We start from the raw sequence: 23098 nt of genomic DNA, 5'->3' as shown, positions 1-23098 counted from the left end.
AGGCGCTGCGGGTGGCGGGCCTGCAGCCCGCGCTGGAGAGCCACGGCCTTACGGTGGTCGACCGCGGCAACCTGAGCGGCCCCACCAACCCCTGGCAGCCCCCCGAGCAGGGATACCGCCACCTGCAGGAGGTGGTGGCGTGGAACCAGCGCGTGTTCGACGCCGTGTATGCCGAGCTGCAGCGCGGCCACCTGCCCATCCTGATGGGGGGCGACCACTGCCTGGGCCTGGGCAGCATCAGCGCCGTGGCACGCCACTGCGCCGAAGCAGGCAAGCCACTGCGCGTGCTGTGGCTGGACGCGCATGCCGACTTCAACACCAGCGCGCTCACGCCCAGCGGCAATGTGCACGGCATGCCGGTCGCGTGCCTGTGCGGCTTCGGGCCGCGGGAGCTGACGCACCTGGGCGGCATGCCCGGCGGCGGGCCGGCGCTGCACCCTTCGCAAATCCGCGAGATCGGCATCCGCAGCGTGGACCCCGGCGAGAAGCGCTTTGTGCACGAGCAGGGGCTGGAGGTGTTCGACATGCGCTACATCGACGAGGTCGGCATGCGCCAGACCATGCTGCAGGCGCTGGCCGGGGTGGACGAGCACACCCATCTGCACGTGAGCTTCGACGTGGATTTTCTGGACCCCGACATCGCCCCCGGCGTGGGCACGCTGGTGCCCGGCGGGCCGACCTACCGCGAGGCCCAGCTGTGCATGGAGATGATTGCCGACAGCGGCCGCCTGGCGTCGCTGGACATCGTGGAGGTGAACCCCGCGCTGGACGTGCGCAACCGCACGGCCGAGCTGGCGGTGGATTTGGTGGAATCGCTGTTTGGCAAGAGCACGCTGATGCGGCGATCGGTATGAGGCGATCCCCCTGAGGCGCTGCGCGCCTTCCCCCTTCTCTCGAATCGCTGCGCGATTCGGGAAGGGGGACGCAGCCAGCGCGGCGGGGCGGCCCTTGCGCGGCTGCACTGGCCTTAGATCGCGCCAGTTTTTACGGACAGGCGTCATGCATCCGAATGCACGCGCGCCGTCCTCCGTCCCCGTTCGGGCTGGGCCTGTCGAAGCCTCGCGCCGCCAGACCTTGCTCTCCTGGAGGCGTCCATCCAAGGCGCTTTAGGAGCGCTTGGCCGCGGCCAGCCGCCGCATGAGCTGCTGCACCAGGTCGGTCCGCATGTCGCGGTAGAGTAGCGCTTCTTCAGCCTCCTTGGCCAGTGCGATGGTTTCGTTGTAGCTGATGTCGCGCTGCTGCAGCAGTTCGGTTTCGGGGATCAGCTCGGTGCCTTCGAGCGTGCGCAGCTTGAAGCGGATGCGCAGCCGCAGCTGCAGTTCGCGCACCTGCCCTGAAGCGTTGAGGCCGACCACCACGCGCTCCGGCTGCTCTTGCAGCAGATCGAGAATGGCCTGTGCCTGGGGCAGCGACGCGGGATCGCGCAGCACCTGCAGCTTGCCGCCGGAGCCCTCCAGCGTGCGCTGCAGTTCCCGGGCCAGGGCCGAGGTCGTGGGGGCCGCGATGTACAGCGTTTCAAAGCCGAACTCGGGCACGCCGCGCAGGCGAAAGCCGCAGGCGGCCAGCAGGGCGGCCGGGGCCAGGGTCAGCAGCAGCGTGCGTTTGCGCATCGTCTTCACTCCGTGGGTTGAGGGTCAGACAACGACGTTGACCAGGCGGCCGGGCACCACGATCACGCGCTTGGGCGCGGCCCCCGCGGCGTGCGTGGTGAAGGCTTCGCTGGCCAGCGCGATGCGTTCGATGGCGGCCTTGTCGGCCTGCGCGGGCACATGGATGGAGCCGCGCAGCTTGCCGTTGACCTGCAGCATCAGTTCGATCTCGTCCTGCACCAGCGCGCTCGCGTCGGGCTGCGGCCAGGGCGTGTCCAGCAGGTCGCCCAGCTCGCCGGCGTAGCCCAGGCCTTGCCACAGGCTGTGGGCGATGTGGGGCGTGGCGGGGTACAGGCAGCGCAGCAGGATGCCGAAGCCTTCGATCAGCGCGACCTGGGCGCCAGCCGAGTCGGTGGCCTTGAAGTCCTCCAGCGCATTGATCATCTTCATCGCACCGGAGACCACGGTGTTGTACTGCATGCGCTGGTAGTCGTAGTCCACCTGCTTGAGCACGGTGTGGATCTCCAGGCGCAAGGCCTTGGCCTCTTTGCCGAATTCCACATCTTTCAGGCTGCTAGCGCTTGCCACGCTTGCGCGGGCCGCTTCCATATCCATAGCAGCCAGCTTGACGCCGAAGTTCCACACGCGGCGCAGGAACCGGTAGCTGCCTTCCACGGCGGCGTCGTTCCACTCCAGCGTGGCCTCGGGCGGGGCCGTGAACATGGTGTACAGGCGAGCGGTGTCGGCGCCGTACTTCTCGATCAGGTCCTGCGGGTCCACGCCGTTGTTCTTGGACTTGGACATGGTGCCCACGCCTTCGTAGTCGATGGGCGTGCCCACGGGCAGCAGGCCGTCGCCACTGGCGGCTTCGTTCTTCAGCTTGGCGCCGATGATCTTGCCGCCTTCGTCCAGCACATGCTCCACGTCGTGCGGCCAGAAGTAGTCCTTGCCACCCTTGGCGGTGCGGCGGCTGTAGATGTGGTTGAGCACCATGCCCTGCGTGAGCAGCTTGGTGAAGGGCTCGTCCACCTTCACGAGGCCCAGGTCGCGCATGACCTTGGTCCAGAAGCGCGCGTACAGCAGGTGCAGGATGGCGTGTTCGATGCCGCCGATGTACTGGTCCATCGGCATCCAGTAGTCAGCACCGCCCGCCACCATCGCTTCGGCGTTCTTGGGGTCGCAATACCGCATGAAGTACCACGAGCTGTCCACGAAGGTGTCCATGGTGTCCGTCTCGCGGCGGGCAGGCTTGCCGCACACGGGGCAGGTCACGCCCGCGTGGAAGCCCTCATGCTTGTGCAGCGGGTTGCCCGAGCCGTCGGGGATGCAGTCTTGCGGCAGCACCACGGGCAGGTCTTTTTCGGGGACGGGCACGGCACCGTGCTCTTCGCAGTGGATGATGGGGATCGGCGTGCCCCAGTAGCGCTGGCGGCTGATGCCCCAGTCGCGCAGGCGCCAGGTGGTCTTTTTCTCGCCCAGGCCCTTTTGCTGCAGCGCGTGGGCCACGGCGTTCACGGCGTCCTTGTAGGAGAGGCCGCTGAAGCTGTCGGAGTTGATGGTCACGCCGCGCTGCTTGTCGCCGTACCAGTCCTGCCACTGGTGGTAGTTGAACGTCTCGCCGTCCACCAGCACCACCTGCTTGATCTCAATGCCGTACTTGAGGGCAAAGGCAAAGTCGCGCTCGTCGTGCGCGGGCACGCCCATCACGGCGCCGTCGCCGTAGCCCATGAGCACATAGTTGCCCACCCAGACCTGCACCTTTTCGTCGGTGAGCGGGTGCGTGACGGTCAGGCCCGTGGCCATGCCCTTCTTCTCTTGCGTGGCCAGTTCGGCCTCGGTGGTGCCGCCGGTCTTGCATTCTTCAATGAAGGCTGCGAGTGCCGGGTTGCCCTTGGCGGCGTGGGCGGCCAGCGGGTGCTCGGGCGCCACGGCGCAGAACGTCACGCCCATGACGGTGTCGGCGCGGGTGGTGAAGACGTACATCTTGCCGTCGCCGATCAGCGCACCATCGTCCCCCGCAATGTCGTGCGTGAAGGCAAAGCGCACGCCTTCGCTCTTGCCGATCCAGTTTTCCTGCATCAGCTTCACGCGCTCAGGCCAGCCGGGGAGCTGGTCGCCGGTCACAAAGCCCAGCAGTTCCTCGGCGTAGTCAGTGATCTTGAGGTAGTAGCCCGGGATCTCGCGCTTTTCCACCAGCGCGCCGGTGCGCCAGCCGCGGCCGTCGATCACCTGCTCGTTGGCCAGCACGGTCTGGTCCACCGGGTCCCAGTTCACGATCTGGGTCTTGCGGTAGGCAATGCCCTTTTCCAGCATCTTGAGGAACAGCCACTGGTTCCACTGGTAGTACTCGGGGTCGCAGGTGGCCACCTCGCGGCTCCAGTCGATGGCCAGGCCCATGGCCTGCATCTGCTTCTTCATGTACGCGATGTTTTCGTACGTCCACTTGGCCGGCGGCACGCCGTTTTTCAGCGCGGCGTTCTCGGCCGGCAGGCCGAAGGCGTCCCAGCCCATGGGCATCAACACGTTGTAGCCGTTCATGCGCAGGTAGCGCGTGAGCATGTCGTTGATGGTGTAGTTGCGCACATGGCCCATGTGCAGCTTGCCGCTGGGGTACGGCAGCATGGAGCAGGCGTAGAACTTCTTCTTGTTGGCGTCTTCCGTCACGCGGTAGGCGTCGCGTGCGGTCCAGTGGTCGTGCGCGGCGCGCTCGACGTCTTGGGGAGAGTATTTGTCTTGCATGGGCAGGGGGATGGGAAGTGGGCAGCTGCGGGCCGCGCTGCGCAGATTTTAGGCGACGCTGCGCCTGGAATACCGCGGCAGCGCACGCCGCGCCGGGATACTGCGCGGCCGCGTCAGCGCGTGGGCGCGGCGGCGGTGGCTGGCTTTGCGGCTGCGTCCTGCGGCTCGGCCACGAAGCCGATGCGCTGCAAGCCCGCGAGGTGCGCTGCCCCCATGACCTCGACCACACGGCCGTATGGCACGGCGGCATCGGCGCGCAGCTGGATTTCGGTGTCGGGGCGCTCGGTGCCGATGCGGCGCAGGCGCTCGGCCAGCGCCGCCTGGGACAGCGGCTCGTCCTGCACGAAGGCCTGGCCGGCGGCATTGATCACCACGGTCACCGATTGAGGGGCCCCGGCCGGCGTGGCGCCCTGCGTGCGCGGCAGCTCCAGCCGGATGGAGCTGGCCATGAGCGGCGCGGTCAGGATGAAGATCACCACCAGCACCAGCATCACGTCCACCAGCGGCGTCATGTTGATGTCGCTCATGGGCTGGGGCCCGGAAGTGCGTTCCAGCCGGCCAAAGCTCATGGCCGCGCTCCGTGCGTGCTGGCGGCCTGCGCCGGGGCGGAGGCGGTGTCGATGAGCAATTCGCGCAGGTCGCGTGCAAAGCCTTCCAGATCGGCCTCGATGCGGCCCACCAGGCGGCCGAACACGTTGTACGCCAGCACGGCGGGAAGCGCCACGGCCAGCCCGGCGGCCGTCATCACCAAGGCCTCGCCCACCGGACCCGCGACGCGGTCGATGGTGATCTGGCCGGCGCCGGCCATGGCCGTCAGCGCATGGTAGATGCCCCACACGGTGCCCAGCAGCCCGACGAAGGGGGCCGTGGAACCCACCGTGGCCAGCAGCACCTGGCCGAATTGCAGCCGGCCCAGCACCCCGTGCAGGGCGTCGCGCAGCACGCGGGTCAGCCGCTGCGACAGGCTGCCGGCACCGGCCAGCGTGCCGTGCTGGCCATCCTGGGCCACCGCGTTTGCCGCGCCCACCAGGGGCAGGACCAGCGCCGAGCGGTCAAAGGACTGCAGCCGCTGTACGGCCAGCTCCAGCGACGGCGCCTGCCAGAACGCCGCCGTGCTGCGCGCCACGTCGGCGTTGGCGCGGCGCATGAGCCACAGCTTCCAGAGGATGACCACCCAGCTGGCCACCGACATGGCCAGCAGGACCAGGGCCGCGCCCTGGGTGACCGCATCGCCCTGGCGCCACCAGTGAAGCGCGTCCATCAAGCCCTCCTGCTACCTGGCGCGTGGCCCGCTACGGGTGCTGCCGAAATCCGACCCACCGTGGAGCCGGCTTTGCCAGGCCAGGGGTGGCGTCCCCAGGAGGGGGCAGATGCGAAGCATCTCAGGGGGCGCTTCACTTCAAGCCCAGCACGTCGAACATGTCGAACATGCCCGTCTTGTGCTGCGCCAGGAACCGCACGGCGCGCAGGCTGCCCTGGGCGTAGCCGGCACGGTTGGACGACTTGTGCGAGATCTCGATGCGCTCGCCCACGCCGGCAAACAGCACGGTGTGGTCGCCCACGATGTCGCCGCCCCGGATGGTGGCAAAGCCGATGCTGGACGGGTCGCGCTCGCCGGTCACGCCTTCGCGGGCATACACGGCGCACTCCTTGAGGTCGCGGCCCATCGCCTGGGCAATCACCTCGCCCATCTTGAGCGCGGTGCCCGAGGGGGCATCCACCTTGTGGCGGTGGTGGGCCTCGATGATCTCGATGTCATAGCCGGTGGCCAGGGCCTTGGCAGCCATCTCCAGCAGCTTGAGCGTGACGTTCACGCCCACGCTCATGTTGGGGGCCATGACGATGGCCGTGCGCCGCGCCAGTGCCGCGATGTCGACCTTCTGCTCCTCGGAAAAGCCGGTGGTGCCCACCACGGCCTTCACGCCCAGGTCGGCGCACACCGCCAGATGGGCCAGCGTCCCCTCGGGGCGCGTGAAGTCGATGAGCACCTCGGCATTCTTCAGGCCCGCAGCCACATCGGCCGTGATGGCCACTCCGCTGGCGTGGCCCAGGAAGGCCGTGGCATCCGAGCCGATGGCCGGGCTGGCCGGCACGTCCAGCGCGCCCGCCAGGATGCAGTCGTCCGCGGCGCGCAGCGCCTCGATCAGCATCCGGCCCATGCGGCCGGATGCGCCGGCAACGGCCACGCGGCAAGGGTTCTCGGGGGTGTAGGCGCGGGGAGCGGCGGGCGGAAGTGTCCCTGTCATGAGATTCCTGTGGTGGGTAGGGGGTGGATCCGGTCAGCCTGTGCCAACCACCTGCGTCCTTCAGCGGCCGGCCGCTGAAGGACTGGCTCAGCGCGCGGGCGATTCCAGCGGCGGGTAGCTCACCGACGCGGGCTCCAGCGGCGCCGCAGTGGGCGGCGTCGTCGGGCGGGGCGATGCGGGGTAGCGGGCCAGTTGCTCGGGCGTCGCCTCCAGCACCGGGACCTTGCCCTTGGCGCCGCGGGTTCCCAGGGTGGCCACGAACTCGGTCTCCGTGGGCATGGGGTCGCCTTCGGAGCGCTCCAGCGCGTCCCCCTTGAAATACACGGTCAGCTTGCGCGTCTGTGCATCCTCGCCAGGGCGCTTGAGGGTGAACACGTATTCCCACCGGTCTGCATGGAACAGGCTGGTGACGAGCGGGGTTCCCAGGATTTCGCGCACCTGCTGCCGGCTCATGCCGGGCTGCAGGGCCTCGACCTGCTCGCGCGACACGAAGTTGCCTTGCACCACGTCGACCTTGTAGGGCGTGACGATGCTGGCGATGCGGGTGCTGGCTCCATCCAGGCTGCTGCAGCCGGCCAGGGCAGCCAAGCCGGCACCGGCCAAAAGGACCAGGCCCAGGCGGGCGCTGCAACGGGCTTTGACGGGCATGGGTAAAAGGGCTGAGGATATGATCGCCCCATTGTAGCGGCAGGCCTTTTGCCAGGAGAACGGCCCCACGCAACCGGAAAGAGCATGCCATGACGAACATTGACGAACTCAAAAGCACGGGTCTCAAGGCCACGCTGCCCCGCCTGAAAATTCTGGAGATCTTCCAGAAAGGCGGACAGCGCCACATGACGGCTGAAGACGTGTTCCGCGTGCTGCTGGAGGAACGTTCGGACATCGGCCTGGCCACGGTGTACCGGGTGCTCACGCAGTTCGAGCAGGCCGGCATCCTGATCCGCAGCAACTTCGAGAGCGGCAAGGCCATCTACGAACTCAATGAAGGGCAGCACCACGACCACTTCATCTGCACATCGTGCGGCAAGGTGGAGGAGTTCTACGACCCCGAGATCGAAAAGCGCCAACACGCCGTGGCCAAGGCCAAGGGCTGGGTGGTGCAGGACCATACGATGGCGCTGTACGGGCAGTGCGCTTCCTGCGCTGGAAAGTAACCCCCCTGGGTCGCCTTCGGCGCCTTCCCCCCAGAGGGGGACGCACCCGGTGGCCCGGCAAAGCCGGTTCCACGGGTGCACGGGGCTGGGCAGCGCCCAGTTTTACCGGATTTTGATAAAAAACAGCTCCAGCGCTTGTCCACCAAGCGCTAGCAGCTATCAAATACGTAGCATCAGCCGCCCGTGTCACGCTCCATGGCGCGGCGGTGGCGCTCCACGAATTCCTGGTAGGTGTCGATGCCGCGCAGCTGCAGGATGGTGTTGCGCACGGCGGCTTCGACCAGCACGGCGATGTTGCGGCCGGCCACCACCTGGATCACCACCTTGAGCACGGGCACGCCCAGCACATCCTGGGTGAGCGGCTCGTAGGGCAGGCGTTCGTATTCACGCTCCAGCGTTTCCTTGCGGACCAGGTGGACGATGAGCTTGAGCCGCATCTTGCGGCGCACGGCCGTCTCGCCAAAGATGGCGCGGATGTCCAGCAGGCCGATACCGCGCACCTCCAGCAGGTTTTGCAGCAGCTCGGGGCATTTGCCCTCGATGGTGGTCTGGTTGATGCGGTAGAAGTCGACCGCGTCATCGGCCACCAGGCCGTTGCCGCGCGAGATCAGCTCCAGGCCCAGCTCGCTCTTGCCCAGGCCCGACTCGCCCGTGATGAGCACACCCAGCCCCAGGATGTCCATGAACACGCCGTGCATGGTGGTGCGGTCGGCAAAGTGCTTGGACAGGTAGGCACGCAGCACGTCGATGACAAAGGCCGACGACTCGTGGGTGGAGAACATCGGGATCTGGGCCCGCTCGCACATCGACACCAGCTCGTCCGGCGCGGTCTGGTTGTCGGCCAGCACCAGCACCGGCGGCTCCAGCGTCACGATGCGGGAGATGCGCCGCTTGCAGTCTTCTGCAGAGGCTGTGCCCAGGTACGCGATCTCGCGCTCGCCCAGGATCTGGACGCGGTAGGGGTGGATGTAGTTGAGGTAGCCCACCAGATCGGCGCCGGAGCGGGCCGAGCGCACGGCCACCTCGTCAAAACGCCGCTCGGACGCTCCGAGGCCGGCGACCCATTCCCATTTCAGGAGGCCGCGGAATTCCTCGAACAGGACATCGGCGCTGACAACGTTGGGTTTCACGGCAGGCTGGCGGAACGTCGCGCGGGAGGCGGTACCGGGGGAAGGCTCAGGAAAAGGCTCAGGCGGCCTGGGTGGACTGCCAGCCGGCGATCATGCCGTGCAGCTCCTGCGCGTCGGTGCAGGCCTTGAGCTTTTCGCGCAGGGCCGAATCGCTGAGCAGCTCGGCGATTTCGGACAGGATTTCAAGGTGTTTTTGCGTGGCCGCTTCGGGCACCAGCAGAAAGATCAGCAGCCCGACCGGTGCTTCGTCCGGCGCATCGAACCCGATGGGATGCAGCAGCTGGAACACGGCGGCCATGGGTGCCTTCAGGCCCTTGATGCGCCCGTGCGGAATGGCCACGCCGTGGCCCAGGCCCGTCGAGCCCAGGCGCTCACGCGCGAACAGGCTGTCGGTGATCAATGCCCGCGAGAGGCCGTGCTGGCTCTCGAACAGCAGACCCGCTTCTTCAAAAGCACGCTTCTTGCTGGTGGCGTCCACGCTCACGAGCACTTGAGCAGGGGGCAGGATGGAGGCGAGTCGGTTCATGGTCAAGGGTAACAATTATGCACATGTCGGCGAAAACCCTGAGTGCCGCGCGGCAGGCCACAAAAAAACCGCCCGGTGGGGGCGGCTGCGGTGGCCAGGCTCAGGGCTGGCGCATCAGGCGTGCAGTTCGCGCTTGGCAGCGTCGTGGTGGTGGTCCTGCAAACGGTCCTTGTGGCGCACGACCTGGCGATCCATCTTGTCGACCAACTCGTCCACGGCCGCATACAGGTCGGAATGGGAGCTTTCCGCAAACAGGTCGCTTCCCTTGACGTGGATGTTGCATTCCGCTCGCTGTCTCTTTTCCTTTTCCTTTTGCTTTTCTACCGTGAGCAGGACCTTGACGTCGACCACTTGGTCGAAATGGCGGGTGATCCGGTCCAGCTTGGTGGTCACGTAGCTGCGCAGGGCGGGGGTAACTTCGAGGTGGTGACCGCTGATCGTCAAGTTCATAAATAAGTCTCCTGTAACACGCTCTGTGGAAGAAACGCCACCCTGGGTCAGAGGGCGGCCCGGCGAACTTGGATGCATCCCGTTGACGTGAAGTCACTATGCGCCGGGCTCCCCCGAAATGCAATCCCATTCCGCCCCGGCCTGCTGGGTTTTGGCCGGCGGGGTGCCAAGCGCCCTAAAACCGCGCACAATGAGCGAGTTGGCCCGCCCCACCCAGGGCGCGCGCCGCGCGGGTCCGCGCCGGCCTCCGCGTAAAATTGCCGGGTTGCGCGCTTGCCGCCTGATCGACCCCCATCCCCCGCACGCCTGTCCCCGCCGCCATCGGCCCGCCGCCCCGCGGCCCCTTGCCGGCGCAAAACCGACCCGACCACACCATGAACCAGCCCAGCTCCCACGCCCTGCACACCTCTGCCCTGACTTCGCTGCCCCTGCTGGCCCGCGGCAAAGTGCGGGACAACTACGCGGTGGGTGACGACCGCATCCTCATGGTGGCCAGCGACCGCCTCTCGGCCTTCGACGTGATCATGGGCGAGCCCATCCCCGGCAAGGGCGAGCTGCTCACGCAGATGGCGCTGTTCTGGTTCGACAAGCTGGGCCACATCTGCCCCAACCACCTGACGGGCGAGGCCCCCGAGAGCGTGGTGCAGCCCGACGAGGTGGCCCAGGTGCGCGGCCGTTCCATGCTGGTCCGGCGCCTCAAGCCCATTCCGGTGGAGGCCGTGGTGCGCGGCTACCTGGCCGGCAGCGGCTGGAAGGAATACCAGGAAAGCCGCTCCGTGTGCGGCGTGCCCCTGCCCGCGGGCCTGACCAACGCGGCCAAGCTGCCCGAGCCCATCTACACGCCCGCCGCCAAGGCCGCTGTGGGCGAGCACGACGAGAACATCACTTTCGAGCGCACGGTGGAGATGATCGGCGCCGACCTGGCCACGCGCATCCGCGACCTGAGCATCGCCATCTACAAGGCGGCGGCCGAGATCGCGCTCACCAAGGGCATGATCATTGCCGACACGAAATTCGAGTTCGGCCTGGCGCCCGACGGCACGCTGGTGCTGATGGACGAGGTGCTCACACCCGACAGCTCGCGCTACTGGCCTGTGGAGGGCTACCAGGCCGCGCTGGCCGCCGGCCAGAACCCGCCCAGCTACGACAAGCAGTTCGTGCGCGACTGGCTGGAGCAGGCGCAGGTCAACGGCAAGCCCTGGGACAAGACCGCGCCCGCACCGCGCCTGCCGCGCGAGGTGATCGAAAAAACCGCCGCCAAGTACCGCGAGGCGCTGGAGCGGTTGACGGCCTGATCCTCGCGGCAGACCCTGTAGAAACAAACAACAAAGGCCCGTTCAGGGCCTTTGTTCTTGGACGGTGCGGGCCGCCTAGCTCAGCACCACACTCGACAGCCGGCGCCGGTACGTGGCCACCACCGGATCATCCGGCGGAATCTGGCCGTCGGCCACCTTCACCTTGGGCGGCTCGATGATTTCCAGGATGGCCACATAGGTCTTGCGTGCGGCTTCGTCGCTCCAGCCCTTGTCGCGCATGAGGATCTCCAGCAGCTCGTCCATGGCGTCCGTCCAGCGCTGGCGGGCCAGCAGCCAGCGGGCCTTGGCGTAGCGGGTGTCAAAGTCGCGCTTGTTGGCGGCAATTTTGGCATCAAATTCGGCTCCAACGCTCTCCCCATAAGCGCTAGCAGCTACAAAATCAATAGCATCCATCCACGCCTTCAAGGCACCCAGCTTGCGCGAGGTGCCGGCCTTGGCGATCACCGGGGCGAACGCCACCTTGGCGTCGTCGTCCCGGCCCAGCTGGAGCAGGAGCTTGACGTAGTCGAAGCGCGCGTCGTCATTGGCCGGGTCGGTGACCACGGCGTGCTGCAGCTTCTCCAGCGCGGTGTCGGTGTCGCCATCGGCCAGGGCTTCCAGGGCCTCTTCCTCCTCGGCCTCGGCCACCATTTCCTCGGCGGTGGGCACATGCTTGTCGAGGAAGGCCCGCACCTGCCCCTCGGGCAGCGCGCCCATGAAGCCGTCCACCGGCTGGCCATTCATCATCAGCACGCAGGTGGGAATGCTGCGGATGCCGAACATGCCGGCAATCTGCTGCTCCTGGTCCGAATCGATCTTGGCCAGCTTGAAGCGCCCGGCGTACTCGGTTTCCAGCTTCTCCAGCACCGGGCCCAGCGACTTGCAGGGGCCGCACCACGGCGCCCAGAAGTCCACCAGCGCGGGCACGTTCATCGAGGCGGCAATCACCTCGGTTTCAAAATTTTCTACGGTGACGTCAATCATGATGGGTCGGGGCCGAAGCCAACGGTGCAACTGTGGGTCGGCGCTATTTTGGCCCATGGCGGCACGCTGGCGCCGTGCCGCGGGGCGCAAAAAGTAAAATCGCGGGTTCCACCTACAGCCGTGCAGCGGGCGCCCCCGTTGCCGCGCACCCGCAACCACCATGAAAACCATCCAGATCGGCGTGGTCATGGGCTCCAGCAGCGACTGGGAGACCATGCAGCATGCAGTGCAGATTCTTGAGCAGTTCGGCATTGGCCACGAAGCCCGCGTGGTCTCGGCCCACCGCATGCCCGACGACATGTTCGCCTACGCCGAGGCCGCTGCCGGCCGGGGCCTGAAGGCCATCATCGCGGGCGCGGGCGGTGCCGCCCACCTGCCGGGCATGATCGCCGCCAAGACTCCCGTGCCCGTGCTGGGCGTGCCGGTGGCCAGCCGCCACCTGCAGGGCGTGGATTCGCTGCACTCCATCGTGCAGATGCCCAAGGGCATCCCGGTGGCCACGTTTGCCATTGGCACGGCGGGCGCAGCCAACGCGGCCCTGTTTGCCGTGGCGCTGCTGGCCAATGAGAGCCCCGAACTGCGCCAGCGCCTCACAGCCTTCCGCGCCGAGCAGACCGAGGCGGCGCGCAACATGACCCTGCCGCCCTCCGCATGACTTTTAGCCAGCCAATCCTGCCGGGTTCTACCCTGGGCGTGCTGGGCGGCGGCCAGCTGGGCCGCATGTTCGTGCACCAGGCCCAGGCCATGGGCTACTTCACCGCCGTGCTGGACGCCGACCCCGACAGCCCCGCCGGGCTGGTGAGCCACCACCACATCCGCACCGCCTACGAAGACCCGGCCGGCCTGGCCGAACTGGCGCGTGTGGCCGACGCGGTGACCACCGAGTTCGAGAACGTGCCGGCCGCCGCGCTGGCCGCATTGGCGGCACAACGGCCCGTGTCACCCGCGGCCGGCGCGGTGTCGGTGGCGCAGGACCGCGCTCGCGAAAAGGCGCACTTCGTGGCCTGCGGCGTGCCGTGCGCGCCGTATGCCGTCATCGAGACCGAAGCGCAGCTGGCAGCCACCTCCTCTGACTTGCTGCCGGGCATCTTGAAAACCGCCCGCATGGGCTATGACGGCAAGGGCCAGGTGCGCGTGAAGACCGCCGCCGAGCTGGCCGCCGCCTGGGAGTCCGTCGGCCGCGTGCCCTGCGTGCTGGAGAAGATGCTGCCGCTGGCGCTCGAATGCTCCGTGATCGTGGCGCGGGGCCACGATGGCGCCATGGTGCACCTGCCCGTGCAGCGCAACCTGCACCGGGACGGCATCCTGGCCGTGACGGAGGTATATGAAAAAAATCTGCCTCCAGCGCTTGCTGCACAAGCGGTAGCAGCTGCAAAATCTGTAGCAGAAGGCCTGCAGTACGTGGGCGTGCTGTGCGTGGAATTCTTTGTGCTGCAGGACGGCAGCCTGGTGGTCAACGAGATCGCGCCGCGTCCGCACAACAGCGGCCACTACAGCCAGAACGCGTGCGACGTCTCGCAGTTCGAGCTGCAGGTGCGCACCCTGGCCCGCCTGCCGCTCACGCAGCCGCGCCAGCACAGCCCGGCCGTCATGCTCAACCTGCTGGGCGACCTGTGGTTTGCCCACGGCGATGCCGCGCAGACGCCACCCTGGGCCCAGGTACTGGCCCTGCCCGGCACGCACCTGCACCTGTACGGCAAGCGCGACGCCAAGCGCGGCCGCAAGATGGGCCACCTGAACGTGACCGGCCCCACGCCCGAGGCCGCGCGCGCCACGGCGCTGCAGGCTGCCGAACGGCTCGGCATCGCCGCGTTCTGACCATGGTCCTCGACGGCAACGACCCCCAGGCCATCGCCGCCGCGGCCCGTGCGGTGCGGAGCGGCGCCTTGCTCGGCCTGCCCACCGAAACGGTGTACGGCCTGGCAGCCAACGCCAGCAGCGACGCGGCCGTGGCGCAGATCTTCGCGGCCAAGGGCCGGCCCAGCGACCACCCGCTGATCGTGCACGTGGCCAATGCTGAGGGCATTGCGCACTTCGCCCGCGAGGTGCCCGCGTTTGCGCAAAAGCTGGTGGACGCCTTCTGGCCCGGCCCGCTCACCGTGATCCTGCCGCGCCTGGCCGGTGTGGCGACCGCGGCCACCGGCGGGCAGGACAGCGTAGGCCTGCGCTGCCCGGCCCACCCCGTCGCGCATGCCCTGCTGGTGGCCTGCGCCGCGCCAGGCGATGGGCCCGAGGCCGGCGGCCCGCCCGTGTGGGGCGTGGCCGCGCCCAGCGCCAACCGCTTTGGCCGCGTGAGCCCGACCACCGCGCAGCATGTGCAGGACGAGCTGGGCACCGATGTGCTGGTGCTGGACGGCGGCCCCTGCCAGGTGGGCATCGAGAGCACCATCGTGGACTGCACGCGCGGCGTGCCCGTGCTGCTGCGCCCCGGCGCCGTCACGCGCGCGCAGATTGCGCAGGCCTGCGGCTTGGCGCCCCTGTCGAAGGACGAGTTGCCCGACCACACGCCCCGCGCCTCGGGCACGCTGGAGTCGCACTATGCCCCCGCCGCCAAGGTGCGCCTGATGGACGCCAAGGCGTTGCAGACCGGCCTGGACCTGCTGGGCGCCGAGGCGGCGCACATCGCGGTGTACGCGCGCGCCGCGCTGCGCACGAAATCGTCCCAATTGGTCATGCGCCGCATGCCCGACGACGCCGCCGCCACCGCCCAGCAGCTGTTTGCCGTGCTGCGCGGCTTTGACGACGACGGCGTGAAGCTGATCTGGATCGAAACCCCGCCCGCCGCGCCCGAATGGGAGGGCGTGCGCGACCGCTTGCAGCGTGCGGCTGCATCTTGAGCCCCCCAGAGGCGCTGCGCGCCTTCCCCCGCTCTCGCAGAGCTGCGCTCTGCGGGCAGGGGGACGCCGCCGGCGCACGCAAGCAGGGCGCCGCATCCGCATCAGGGCGGCCCTTGCGCGGCGGCCGCTGGCCTGGGATCGTGCCAGTGCGACCGCTGCGTCGAACTTGGCGGGCCTGCACTGGCCGGCCGCTTTACATGCGTTGACGTGGCGCCGCTAAACTACCCGCCACCTTTTCTGGAGAAATACATGGCAGCTAATTGGATGCGCCGCACCGCCCTGGTCGCCGCAGTTGCATCGGCCGCGTTGCTCGCGGCTTGTGGTTCGAGCACCACCGAATCGGCCATCACGCCCGAGCGCTTCATCGCGTTTGGCGATGCCCACACCGACGTGGGGCAAAAGGGCACGCGCTATACCGTCAACGACGGCAGCGTGAACAACTGGACTCTGCAGGTGGCCGCCAACTACGGCAAGCCGCTGGCAGCGGCTTCGGCCGGCGGCACGAGCTATGCCGTGGGCAATGCACGCGTCAAGCTCAAGCCTGACGCCACCGGCAACGCCGCAACGCCCACGATCACCGAGCAGATCGACACCTTTCTGGCGGGCGGCGGCACGTTCGGGGGCAAGGACGTCGTGTTCCTGAGCGGCGGCATCAGCGATGTGATTGCCGGCATGGCGGCCGTGCAAGGCGGCACCCAGACCGAAGCGGCCATGGTGGCTGCGGCCCGCCAGGCGGGCGAGGACTTTGCCGCGCAGGTGCGCCGCCTGGTCGCGGCCGGCGCCAAGTACGTAGTGGTCACCGGCACCTACGACCTGAGCAAGACCCCTTGGGCCAAGACCATCGGCCGCGAAGCGCTGCTCGCCGATGCCAGCGCCCGCTTCAACGAAGGCCTGCTCGTGGGCATCGTGGACCTGGGTGGCAACGTGCTGTACGTGGATTCCGCCTACTACGTGAACCTGTACACCAGCGTGCCCGCCAACTACGGCTTCAACAACTCCACCGCGGCGGTGTGCACCTCGGTGGACGCGGCCAATGGCATCGGCATCGGCGCGGGCCAGGTCAATTCGGCCCTGTGCACGCCGTCGACGCTGCTGCCGGGCGCCAGCCAGACCTCCTACGTCTTTGCCGACCCGGTGTACCTGACCCCGTCCGCACAGCGCCAGTTCGGCACCTACGCGTACGACCGCCTGCGCGCGCGCTGGTAAGCCCTGCACCCCCGCACGCAAAAAAAGGCCGCCCCTTCGGGCGGCCTTTTTGCATGGATCGCGCCGGCCGTCAGAACTGGTAGCCCACGCCTACGGCGATCACATTGGGGTTCAGGCGCGTGGTGATCGACTGGCCGGACGACAGGTGGGTGGTGGTCTTGAGGAAGCTCTTGTAGTAGGCCGCATCGATGAACCAGCGGTCGTTGATCTTCCACACGAAGCCGATCTGGGGGGTAATGCCCCACTTGTTGTCGATGGACGCCGTGGTGGGGTGGCTCGGGGTGCCGCCCGTCAGGCCGCTGAGCGTGGCCGTGGTGCGGTTCTTGAAGAACCGGCTATAGGTCACGCCCACGCCCACATACGGACGGAACCGCGCTTCCGGCTCGCCGAAGCGGTACTGGGCGAACACCGTGAAGGGCAGCACCTTGGTTTCGCCCAACTTGCCAACACCGGCAATCGCACCGTCTCCCACGATGTCGTGCTTGAACGGCAGGGCCAGCGGCACGTCCACCGCCCAGTGATCGGTCACCATATAGTTGATGCCGCCCGACAGCGACGTGGCGGCATCCACATCCACCGTGGTGTGGGGGAACGCCGGGGCGCTGAGGTTGCCGCTGTCCACCTGCGGCGCAATGTGGGTGAAGCCTGCGCGGGCGCTCAACGTGCCGGCGACCTGCGCCATGGCGCCTGCGCCCAGCAGCAGCGCTGCCGCCGCGAGACCTGCCTTGGAAAATTGGTGCATGAAGTACTCCTGGTGGGGATGCAATGCAGCGCGGTGGTGGCTCACAGCCAGCCCGCACGGGACAGCGAGCGCGACACGAGCTGGCCCATCAGCTGGTGCCCGTAGGGCGTCGGATGGAAGCTGTCGGCAAAGCCATAGCTCTTCCACCAGTCCGCACCACCCGTCGCGCCGGCGGGCGGCGTCATGGCCGACAGGGCCGTGGCGGTGCAGGTGGGGAAGTTGTAGGTCGGCAGGCCATCCGCGCCCACGCCCGTGGCGGGGCACGCCGGTGTGGTGGCGTTGGAGAGCTGGTACTGCGCAGGGTTGTTCACCTGGTCCTTGAAGGACGCGTAGAAGTCCACGACCGCGATGCGGTTGTCACCCGCCAGGCTGGTTGCCAGCTGGGCGTTGTAGGCCTGGATCCAGCCGTCGAACAAGGCCTCGAGCTGCGCCGCCGCGGCCGCGCCGCGCGCGGCGCTCACGGACGCCAGCACCAGGCGAAAGCGTGGCGTGAGGGTGATGCCGGGGGCGTTGAGCACGGCCACCCGCGGCGCGTTCTTCGCGATGGTGTTGGCCTTGATGGTGTCGGCAAAGTTCTTTGCCAGGGCCTGCATGTACGCGCCGCCCACCTGCGCCATGCCACTGGCCCCGCCGGCCAGGGCCGCGCTCACGGTGGCGGGCGGCAGCAGGCTGCCCAGCAGCGCTGCATACGTCTGGCCGTTGTCGCTGGAGGCCCGCAGGTAGGCGCCGATGAGGTCGGCCGCGTCGTTGCCGCCGCCGTCGACCAGCACCAGGTCGCTGGCGCTGTAGCCGCGCGCACCCATGTCCTTGAGCTGCTGGGTGATGGAGACCGGCGAAGTGGGTGCGGTGGCGTTGTTGATGCGCCCGCCGCCCACGGCGTAGTTGGTGCACGCCGCGTTGGCGCCGAAGGCCGAGCCATTGAACCGGTAGTAGGCGCACAGCGGCTGGCCGTAGCTCGTGGCCACGCGCTCGGGCCAGATGGGCGTGGAGCCCTCGCCAGTGGCGGCGGTGCCCTGGACGGTGAACTTGTAGCCGAAGGTCCCGCTATCGGCCAGGCTGTCGCCCGCCACTTTGACCGAGGTGACCGACGCCGCGGGGGTGGTGTCCGAACCGCCGCCGCCGCAGGCGGCCAGCAGGCAGGCCGCGACCAGGGCCGACAGGGAGGCTTTGCATTGTTGTGTATTCAAGGGATTCTCCAGGTGGAAGCAAAAAAACGAACGACCGTGCTTTTTTCGCATTTCCATGCTACGCTGAAGCCCCTCGGCTGCCCGCCCGGGAAACTACCGAGCCGGCACCGCCCGTTACAAACGCCCACAAAAAAGCCGACCCGCAGGTCGGCTTGGCGTCCCAGGCTTGCGCCCGCCGCCTGGCTACTTGACCGTGTCGAACACTGCGCGCGCCTGCGCGTGGCAGAACGGGGGCTCGTAGGTGCCGTGGTAGGCGGCGTAGTAGGCCGCGAACTCCGCGGACTGGGGGTCCGTGGGTGCCTTGCCGCCAGGGCCGAAGGTGGCCTGGATGGCGGGGTCCACGTCCACCGAGGTGACATGGGCCAGGCCGCGGCTGTCGAAGTCGGCCTTCATGACCTTCTGGTGGACGGCCGGCGGCACGGTGGGATCGCCCGCGCCGCCGCACAGCAGCACCCGCGCCTTGGGGCTCCAACCCAGCAGGTCGTTCTTCTGGGCCGCCAGGTACAGCGGGTGGGTGGTGCTGGTCTGTGAGCCGGTGATGAAGTCGCTCTGGAACAGCGCATCCCGCGCCTGGTTGGGGGTGCCGCCCGGCAGGGTGCCCGACGTGACCAGCGTGGTGTAGGTCATGGTCGGGTGGGGCAGCAGGTTCTCGATGTAGCCCGAGTACGGTGCCTTGAAGACCTGCTTCACATCCGAGTAGACGGTGCCATAGACCTTCTGCCATGCGGTCACCAGGTAGGGCACAAAGAACTGCACGCCGGCAATGGCATCGGGAATGCGCAGCGAGCCGGACAGGTTGTACGGGCCCGCCAGGTGCGCCCCCGCCACCACGTTGAACTCCGATCCGTAGTCGCGCTCCGCGGCGCGCTGCGCTGCCATCGAGGAATGGCCCCCTTGCGAATAGCCGGTGAACATGACCTTGCCCGACAGGCTGGCGCCCACCGCGCCGGCTGCATTGCGCGCGGCCCGCACCGAATCGATCACCGAAGTGGCCTCGGAGTCGGCATGCAGGTAGGGATGGAAGCTGTAGCCGGACTTGGCGAAGCCCAGGTAATCGGTGGCGACCACCGCATACCCCTGGGCCGCGTACATGGCGGCCAGCAGGAAGGTCTCGTTGTCCTGCGGGTTGGCCAGGGTGCGGGGCTTCTGCACGTCGGTGCCCTTGGCATAGGCCACCAGCGGCGCGGCCGCTGAGCAGGCCCCCGCAGGCACCAGCATCACGCCCGAGGCATTGGTGCTTTCGCCCGCCCGGGCGCCCACCGTGGCGTAGTTCAGCGCCACCACCTTCACATCGCACTTGGCCTTGCCGCTCAGCGGTTGCAGGCCGCTGCTGGCCGTGCCTGCATCGATCTGCGCGGCCGTCAGCGTCGCCACCACGGCGGGGGGATCGATCAGCGCACCCCGGGCCGGGTCGTCCGAGCCGCCGCAGGCGACCAGCAACACCGCCGCGGCGGCCACGCAGGAAAGGCGCAAATACGTCATGGGAGCATCCTTGTGTCCAGAAAACGGTGACGCATCGTGCGCGCACCTGCGCTGCACCATCCATAGGGGATAACGCGCACCGCCGCCGCGCCAAGACACCCAGGTGACAGCACGCCCGGCCGCCACGGAAGCGGCGGCTGCGGGGCCTGGTCAGCGCCGCCGGCCGCGCGTGCTATAGACCAGCTTCATGCCCAGGAGGGTGCCGGCCAGCGCCAGCGCATGGAATGGAGCGCAAGGGCCCGGCCGCACAAGGGGCCGGAGCGATGCGCATGATTCACTGGTCGCGCGCGGCCCAGTCGGTGAGGGCGTCCAGCACCGGCCGCGCCGCGCCTGCGTTGGGGTGGTTGACCATCGCCACCAGCACATAGCGCCGCCCGCTGGCCGCATGCACGTAGCCTGCCACGGCCATCACGTCGCGCAGGCTGCCGGTCTTGAGGTGGGCCATGCCGGCGCGGCTCTGGCTGCGGCGCAGCGTGCCGTCCACCCCGCTGATGGGCAGCGACGCCACCAGCTCCGGCATCACCGGCGAGGCCCACGCCACCTGCAGCATGCGTGCCAGGCCCTGGGCGGTCAGCCGTGCCTCGCGGCTGAGACCGGCCCCGTTGTCGGCCTGCGGCGGGTCGGCATCGCCCACGCGGGCCATCCACCATTGCCGCAGGGCCTCACGCGCGCCGTCAAAGGTGCCGACGCCGTTTTTCTGCAGCGCCAGCGTCAGGAACAGCTGCTGCGCCATCACGTTGTTGCTGTATTTATTCACGTCACGCACCACCTCGGCCAGGGTGGGAGAGACGGCGGTGAAGGCCGGCTTGAGGCCGGCGGGCACCTTGCCCTCGCGCACGCTGCCCGTGAGCTTGCCGCCCAGCTCCCGCCACATGCCTTCCACCGCACGCGCCGCAAAGCCCCGCGGGTCCGCCGCGGCCACGGGCCAGGTCCGTTCACCGCAGGCGGCCGGGTACACCCCCTGGAAACTCACCTTCGCGGGGTCGGCCAGCTCCGCGCGCAAGGCGGCCCGCCAGTCGCCGCAGTCCGTGCCGGGCGCCGCCAGGGCCACGGTGGCCTGCCGCTGCACGCCGGCCAGCGGCGGGTCGTACTGGATGCGCGCCAGGCCGGCCGTGGCGTCGGGCACAAAGGTCATGACCGAGGACTTGTAGTTGAGCAGCAGCGCGTCCGGCGCCGCGTTGTAGGGACGCAGCGGCTCGCCGTCGAAGCGGGCGGGATCGTGGTCCGGCACGTCGAAGGCCGTGCGGTCGAGCACGATGTCCCCCACGATCACCTGGATTCCCTGGCCCTGCAGGCGGCGCATCAGCAGCCACAGGCGCTCCATGACGAGCTTGGGATCGCCCAGGCCCTGGAGGTAGACCGTGCCGCGCAGGCTGCCGTCCTGCACCGTGCCCTGCAGATAGACCGGGGTGTTCCATACATAGGCCGGCCCCAGCTGGTCCAGCGCGGCATAGGTGGTGACCAGCTTCATCACCGAAGCGGGGTTCATCGGCACCGAGGCACGGTGGGCCAGCCGTGGCACGGCCTTGCCGCCGCCCTGCGCATCCACCACCACGGCGCTCAGGGCGTCGCGGGGCAGCTTCGCGCGGGCCAGCGCGGCCTCCACTTCGGGTGGCAAGGGAGCCCCCGTCTGGGCGTGAACGGCCGGCCACCCCAGCGCGCTGCAACCCATTGCCAGCGCACCCAGCGTTCTTGTTGCGATGCGCCGCACCGCGTACCAATTCAGGTTCATCCCCCGAGTCTAGGGACCTCGCCCCGCCGGAGCCGGCGCGGCGGGCCACCAGCCGCGACGGCCGATGTATGAACGCCACACGATTCCGCACAAACGCTTGAGGCTTTTACACTAAGCCACATTTCCCCTTCCACCCGGGAGGGGTCACGGCTCTCTCGACACGACAGGCAACCCCATGAACTTCCTCACCCACCTCTCTGTGGCCAAGCGCCTTGCGCTGGGCTTTGCCCTGGTCCTGCTGCTTTCGATGGGGGTCATCGGGCTGAGCATTTCCCGGCTCAACACGCTGGCCGACGCCACCGAGGAGATGGTGCAGAACCCCATCAAGACGGAGCGGCTGGTGAGCGACTGGTCGCGCAACCTGCGCGTGGGCATCACCCGCACGGCCGCGGTGGCCCGCAGCAGCGACCCGGCCCTGGCGGATTTCTTTGCGGAAGACAGCAAGGCCTCCTCCAAGAGCTCGGGCGAACTGCAAAAGGCCGTCGAGGCGCTGATGTTCCTGGACTCCGAGAAGAAACTGTTCCGTGAAATCGGCGAGCTGCGCACGCTGTACCTGAAGAACCGCGACACCATCTTTGCCCTCAAGAAGGAAGGCAAGGTGGACGAGGCCAACACGCTGCTGGAAAAGCAGTTCATTCCCGACGCCAACAAGTACGCCGCGAAGATGGACGAGCTGCAAAGCAATCAGCGCGACCAGGTGGATGCCCTGGGCAAGGCCATCCAGGCAAACCGGCAGTCCAGCCGCCAGCTGCTGGTCGTGCTGGGCCTGCTGAGCCTGGCGCTGGGCGCCCTGTTCTCGTGGATCCTGGCGCGCTCCGTCACCGTGCCGCTGGCCCAGGCTTCGCACCTGGCCCAGCGCGTGGCCGAAGGCGACCTCACGGCCCCGGTGCCCGTCCACGGCAAGGATGAAGTGGGCCACCTGATGTCCTCCCTGCAGCGCATGCAGGACAACCTGGCCAACGTGGTCAGCAATGTGCGGCGGGGGTCGGAATCGGTCTCCAACGCCAGCGCGGAGATTGCGCAGGGCAACCACGACCTGAGCGCACGCACCGAGCACCAGGCCAGCGCGCTCGAGGAAACGGCGGCCAGCATGGAACAACTCAACTCCGCCGTGCGCCACAACGCCGACAACGCCCGCCAAGCCAACCAGCTGGCGCTGACCGCCTCCAACGTCGCCGCGCAGGGCGGTGCCGTGGTGGGCGAAGTGGTGGAGACGATGAAGGGCATCAACGAAGCCAGCCGCAAGATCAGCGACATCATCAGCGTCATCGACAGCATCGCTTTCCAGACCAATATCCTGGCGCTGAACGCGGCCGTCGAAGCGGCCCGCGCGGGCGAGCAGGGCCGCGGCTTTGCCGTCGTGGCGTCCGAGGTGCGCAGCCTGGCCAGCCGCAGCGCCGAGGCCGCCAAGGAGATCAAGGGCCTGATCAGCGCCAGCGTGGAGCGCGTGGAGCAGGGCACCTCGCTGGTGGACAAGGCCGGCGAGACCATGAACGAGGTGGTGAGCAGCATCCGCCGGGTCACCGACATCATGGGCGAGATCAGCGCAGCCAGCAACGAACAAAGCGCCGGCGTGGCCCAGGTGGGCGAGGCCGTCACGTCGATGGACCAGGCGACGCAGCAGAATGCCGCCCTGGTGGAGGAAATGGCCGCCGCCGCCAGCAGCCTGCGCAACCAGGCGCAGGAGCTGGTGCAGGTCGTGGCCGTGTTCAAGTTGTCTTCCGACGCGCAGCAGGCCCACGGCGGCCTGCGCCCCGTGCCGGCACAGGCCTCCGCGGCGCCCCGCGGCCTGCCCGCCG

General features: G+C 68.3%; 22 protein-coding genes. 8 read left to right on the top strand and 14 right to left on the bottom strand.

Annotated features, from left to right (window positions below):
• Positions 1-854: arginase (gene rocF, locus LWW96_RS21620; RefSeq protein WP_291489932.1), on the top strand; the 854-nt coding region annotated here is incomplete at its 5' end.
• Positions 855-1106: 252 nt separating this feature from the next.
• Here rocF and lptE read toward each other — a convergent pair.
• The 6 genes from lptE to LWW96_RS21590 form a co-directional block, all read right to left on the bottom strand.
• On the bottom strand, positions 1107-1610 hold the full coding sequence (gene lptE / locus LWW96_RS21615; protein WP_291489931.1) for an LPS assembly lipoprotein LptE: 504 nt from the start codon (positions 1608-1610) through the stop codon (positions 1107-1109).
• Between the two features lie 24 nt (positions 1611-1634).
• Entirely contained in the window at positions 1635-4328 is a 2694-nt protein-coding gene (leuS, locus tag LWW96_RS21610) for a leucine--tRNA ligase (protein WP_291489930.1), read from the bottom strand.
• Positions 4329-4441: 113 nt separating this feature from the next.
• Positions 4442-4897, bottom strand: a complete 456-nt coding sequence (locus LWW96_RS21605) for a biopolymer transporter ExbD (RefSeq protein ID WP_291489929.1) — start codon at positions 4895-4897, stop codon at positions 4442-4444.
• Positions 4894-5589 carry a MotA/TolQ/ExbB proton channel family protein gene (locus LWW96_RS21600; RefSeq protein ID WP_291489928.1) on the bottom strand — a complete coding sequence of 232 codons (696 nt, stop codon included), beginning with the start codon at positions 5587-5589 and terminating at the stop codon, positions 4894-4896. The genes LWW96_RS21605 and LWW96_RS21600 overlap by 4 nt, the downstream gene beginning before the upstream one ends.
• A gap of 133 nt (positions 5590-5722) precedes the next feature.
• Positions 5723-6574 (bottom strand): 4-hydroxy-tetrahydrodipicolinate reductase, encoded by an 852-nt coding sequence (gene dapB, locus LWW96_RS21595; protein WP_291489927.1) that lies wholly within the window; start codon positions 6572-6574, stop codon positions 5723-5725.
• A gap of 87 nt (positions 6575-6661) precedes the next feature.
• Complete coding sequence (locus LWW96_RS21590; RefSeq protein WP_291489926.1) at positions 6662-7222, bottom strand: outer membrane protein assembly factor BamE; 561 nt, start codon at positions 7220-7222, stop codon at positions 6662-6664.
• 89 nt (positions 7223-7311) lie between these two features.
• Here LWW96_RS21590 and fur point away from each other — a divergent pair, with 89 nt between their 5' ends.
• Positions 7312-7728, top strand: coding sequence for a ferric iron uptake transcriptional regulator (fur, locus tag LWW96_RS21585; RefSeq protein WP_291489925.1), 417 nt, complete (start codon positions 7312-7314; stop codon positions 7726-7728).
• Between the two features lie 173 nt (positions 7729-7901).
• Here the strand turns inward: fur and hprK are convergent, their stop codons facing one another.
• The 3 genes from hprK to raiA all read right to left on the bottom strand — a co-directional run bounded on the left by hprK (position 7902) and on the right by raiA (position 9834).
• Positions 7902-8858 carry an HPr(Ser) kinase/phosphatase gene (hprK, locus tag LWW96_RS21580; protein WP_291489924.1) on the bottom strand — a complete coding sequence of 319 codons (957 nt, stop codon included), beginning with the start codon at positions 8856-8858 and terminating at the stop codon, positions 7902-7904.
• 58 nt (positions 8859-8916) lie between these two features.
• Complete coding sequence (locus LWW96_RS21575) at positions 8917-9384, bottom strand: PTS sugar transporter subunit IIA (protein WP_291489923.1); 468 nt, start codon at positions 9382-9384, stop codon at positions 8917-8919.
• 114 nt (positions 9385-9498) lie between these two features.
• A complete protein-coding gene (raiA, locus tag LWW96_RS21570; RefSeq protein ID WP_291489922.1) occupies positions 9499-9834 on the bottom strand; it encodes a ribosome-associated translation inhibitor RaiA in 336 nt (111 codons plus the stop codon).
• Positions 9835-10208: 374 nt separating this feature from the next.
• On the opposite strand from raiA, the gene LWW96_RS21565 reads away from it, so the two are divergent.
• Positions 10209-11129: a phosphoribosylaminoimidazolesuccinocarboxamide synthase gene (locus LWW96_RS21565; RefSeq protein WP_291489921.1), complete on the top strand. Its 921-nt coding sequence runs from the start codon at positions 10209-10211 to the stop codon at positions 11127-11129.
• 75 nt (positions 11130-11204) lie between these two features.
• Here the strand turns inward: LWW96_RS21565 and trxA are convergent, their stop codons facing one another.
• On the bottom strand, positions 11205-12113 hold the full coding sequence (gene trxA, locus LWW96_RS21560) for a thioredoxin (RefSeq protein ID WP_291489920.1): 909 nt from the start codon (positions 12111-12113) through the stop codon (positions 11205-11207).
• 160 nt (positions 12114-12273) lie between these two features.
• On the opposite strand from trxA, the gene purE reads away from it, so the two are divergent.
• From purE to LWW96_RS21540, 4 genes are all read left to right on the top strand, one after another.
• Positions 12274-12768: a 5-(carboxyamino)imidazole ribonucleotide mutase gene (purE, locus tag LWW96_RS21555; RefSeq protein WP_291489919.1), complete on the top strand. Its 495-nt coding sequence runs from the start codon at positions 12274-12276 to the stop codon at positions 12766-12768.
• Positions 12765-13931 (top strand): 5-(carboxyamino)imidazole ribonucleotide synthase, encoded by a 1167-nt coding sequence (locus LWW96_RS21550; protein ID WP_291489918.1) that lies wholly within the window; start codon positions 12765-12767, stop codon positions 13929-13931. The genes purE and LWW96_RS21550 overlap by 4 nt, the downstream gene beginning before the upstream one ends.
• Before the next feature lie 2 nt (positions 13932-13933).
• The gene (locus LWW96_RS21545; protein ID WP_291489917.1) at positions 13934-14950 is read left to right on the top strand and encodes an L-threonylcarbamoyladenylate synthase; all 1017 of its coding nucleotides are present in this window, start codon (positions 13934-13936) and stop codon (positions 14948-14950) included.
• A 249-nt stretch (positions 14951-15199) separates the two neighbouring features.
• Complete coding sequence (locus LWW96_RS21540) at positions 15200-16156, top strand: SGNH/GDSL hydrolase family protein (RefSeq protein ID WP_291489916.1); 957 nt, start codon at positions 15200-15202, stop codon at positions 16154-16156.
• Between the two features lie 70 nt (positions 16157-16226).
• Here LWW96_RS21540 and LWW96_RS21535 read toward each other — a convergent pair whose 3' ends face one another.
• The 4 genes from LWW96_RS21535 to dacB form a co-directional block, all read right to left on the bottom strand.
• A complete protein-coding gene (locus LWW96_RS21535; protein WP_291489915.1) occupies positions 16227-16898 on the bottom strand; it encodes an OmpW family outer membrane protein in 672 nt (223 codons plus the stop codon).
• 41 nt (positions 16899-16939) lie between these two features.
• On the bottom strand, positions 16940-18085 hold the full coding sequence (locus LWW96_RS21530; protein ID WP_291489914.1) for an SGNH/GDSL hydrolase family protein: 1146 nt from the start codon (positions 18083-18085) through the stop codon (positions 16940-16942).
• 183 nt (positions 18086-18268) lie between these two features.
• Entirely contained in the window at positions 18269-19567 is a 1299-nt protein-coding gene (locus tag LWW96_RS21525; RefSeq protein ID WP_291489913.1) for a lipase family protein, read from the bottom strand.
• Between the two features lie 274 nt (positions 19568-19841).
• Entirely contained in the window at positions 19842-21239 is a 1398-nt protein-coding gene (gene dacB / locus LWW96_RS21520) for a D-alanyl-D-alanine carboxypeptidase/D-alanyl-D-alanine-endopeptidase (protein ID WP_291489933.1), read from the bottom strand.
• A 235-nt stretch (positions 21240-21474) separates the two neighbouring features.
• Here dacB and LWW96_RS21515 point away from each other — a divergent pair.
• Positions 21475-23098: methyl-accepting chemotaxis protein (locus tag LWW96_RS21515; protein ID WP_291489912.1), on the top strand; the 1624-nt coding region annotated here is incomplete at its 3' end.

The organism is Acidovorax sp. (genome assembly GCF_021287135.1).
Lineage (GTDB): Bacteria > Pseudomonadota > Gammaproteobacteria > Burkholderiales > Burkholderiaceae_C > Acidovorax.
Note: the sequence above shows the minus strand (reverse complement) of the source record. Positions and strands in the feature narration are given on the sequence as shown.

Coding starts and splice junctions, on each gene's coding strand:
- LWW96_RS21575 (WP_291489923.1), bottom strand. CDS start 9,384: ATGAACCGACTCGCCTCCATCCTGCCCCCTGCTCAAGTGCTCGTGAGC.
- leuS (WP_291489930.1), bottom strand. CDS start 4,328: ATGCAAGACAAATACTCTCCCCAAGACGTCGAGCGCGCCGCGCACGAC.
- dapB (WP_291489927.1), bottom strand. CDS start 6,574: ATGACAGGGACACTTCCGCCCGCCGCTCCCCGCGCCTACACCCCCGAG.
- LWW96_RS21565 (WP_291489921.1), top strand. CDS start 10,209: ATGAACCAGCCCAGCTCCCACGCCCTGCACACCTCTGCCCTGACTTCG.
- LWW96_RS21540 (WP_291489916.1), top strand. CDS start 15,200: ATGGCAGCTAATTGGATGCGCCGCACCGCCCTGGTCGCCGCAGTTGCA.
- purE (WP_291489919.1), top strand. CDS start 12,274: ATGAAAACCATCCAGATCGGCGTGGTCATGGGCTCCAGCAGCGACTGG.
- LWW96_RS21590 (WP_291489926.1), bottom strand. CDS start 7,222: ATGCCCGTCAAAGCCCGTTGCAGCGCCCGCCTGGGCCTGGTCCTTTTG.
- LWW96_RS21605 (WP_291489929.1), bottom strand. CDS start 4,897: ATGAGCTTTGGCCGGCTGGAACGCACTTCCGGGCCCCAGCCCATGAGC.
- LWW96_RS21600 (WP_291489928.1), bottom strand. CDS start 5,589: ATGGACGCGCTTCACTGGTGGCGCCAGGGCGATGCGGTCACCCAGGGC.
- trxA (WP_291489920.1), bottom strand. CDS start 12,113: ATGATTGACGTCACCGTAGAAAATTTTGAAACCGAGGTGATTGCCGCC.
- lptE (WP_291489931.1), bottom strand. CDS start 1,610: ATGCGCAAACGCACGCTGCTGCTGACCCTGGCCCCGGCCGCCCTGCTG.
- fur (WP_291489925.1), top strand. CDS start 7,312: ATGACGAACATTGACGAACTCAAAAGCACGGGTCTCAAGGCCACGCTG.
- LWW96_RS21525 (WP_291489913.1), bottom strand. CDS start 19,567: ATGACGTATTTGCGCCTTTCCTGCGTGGCCGCCGCGGCGGTGTTGCTG.
- dacB (WP_291489933.1), bottom strand. CDS start 21,239: ATGGGTTGCAGCGCGCTGGGGTGGCCGGCCGTTCACGCCCAGACGGGG.
- LWW96_RS21550 (WP_291489918.1), top strand. CDS start 12,765: ATGACTTTTAGCCAGCCAATCCTGCCGGGTTCTACCCTGGGCGTGCTG.
- LWW96_RS21535 (WP_291489915.1), bottom strand. CDS start 16,898: ATGCACCAATTTTCCAAGGCAGGTCTCGCGGCGGCAGCGCTGCTGCTG.
- LWW96_RS21545 (WP_291489917.1), top strand. CDS start 13,934: ATGGTCCTCGACGGCAACGACCCCCAGGCCATCGCCGCCGCGGCCCGT.
- raiA (WP_291489922.1), bottom strand. CDS start 9,834: ATGAACTTGACGATCAGCGGTCACCACCTCGAAGTTACCCCCGCCCTG.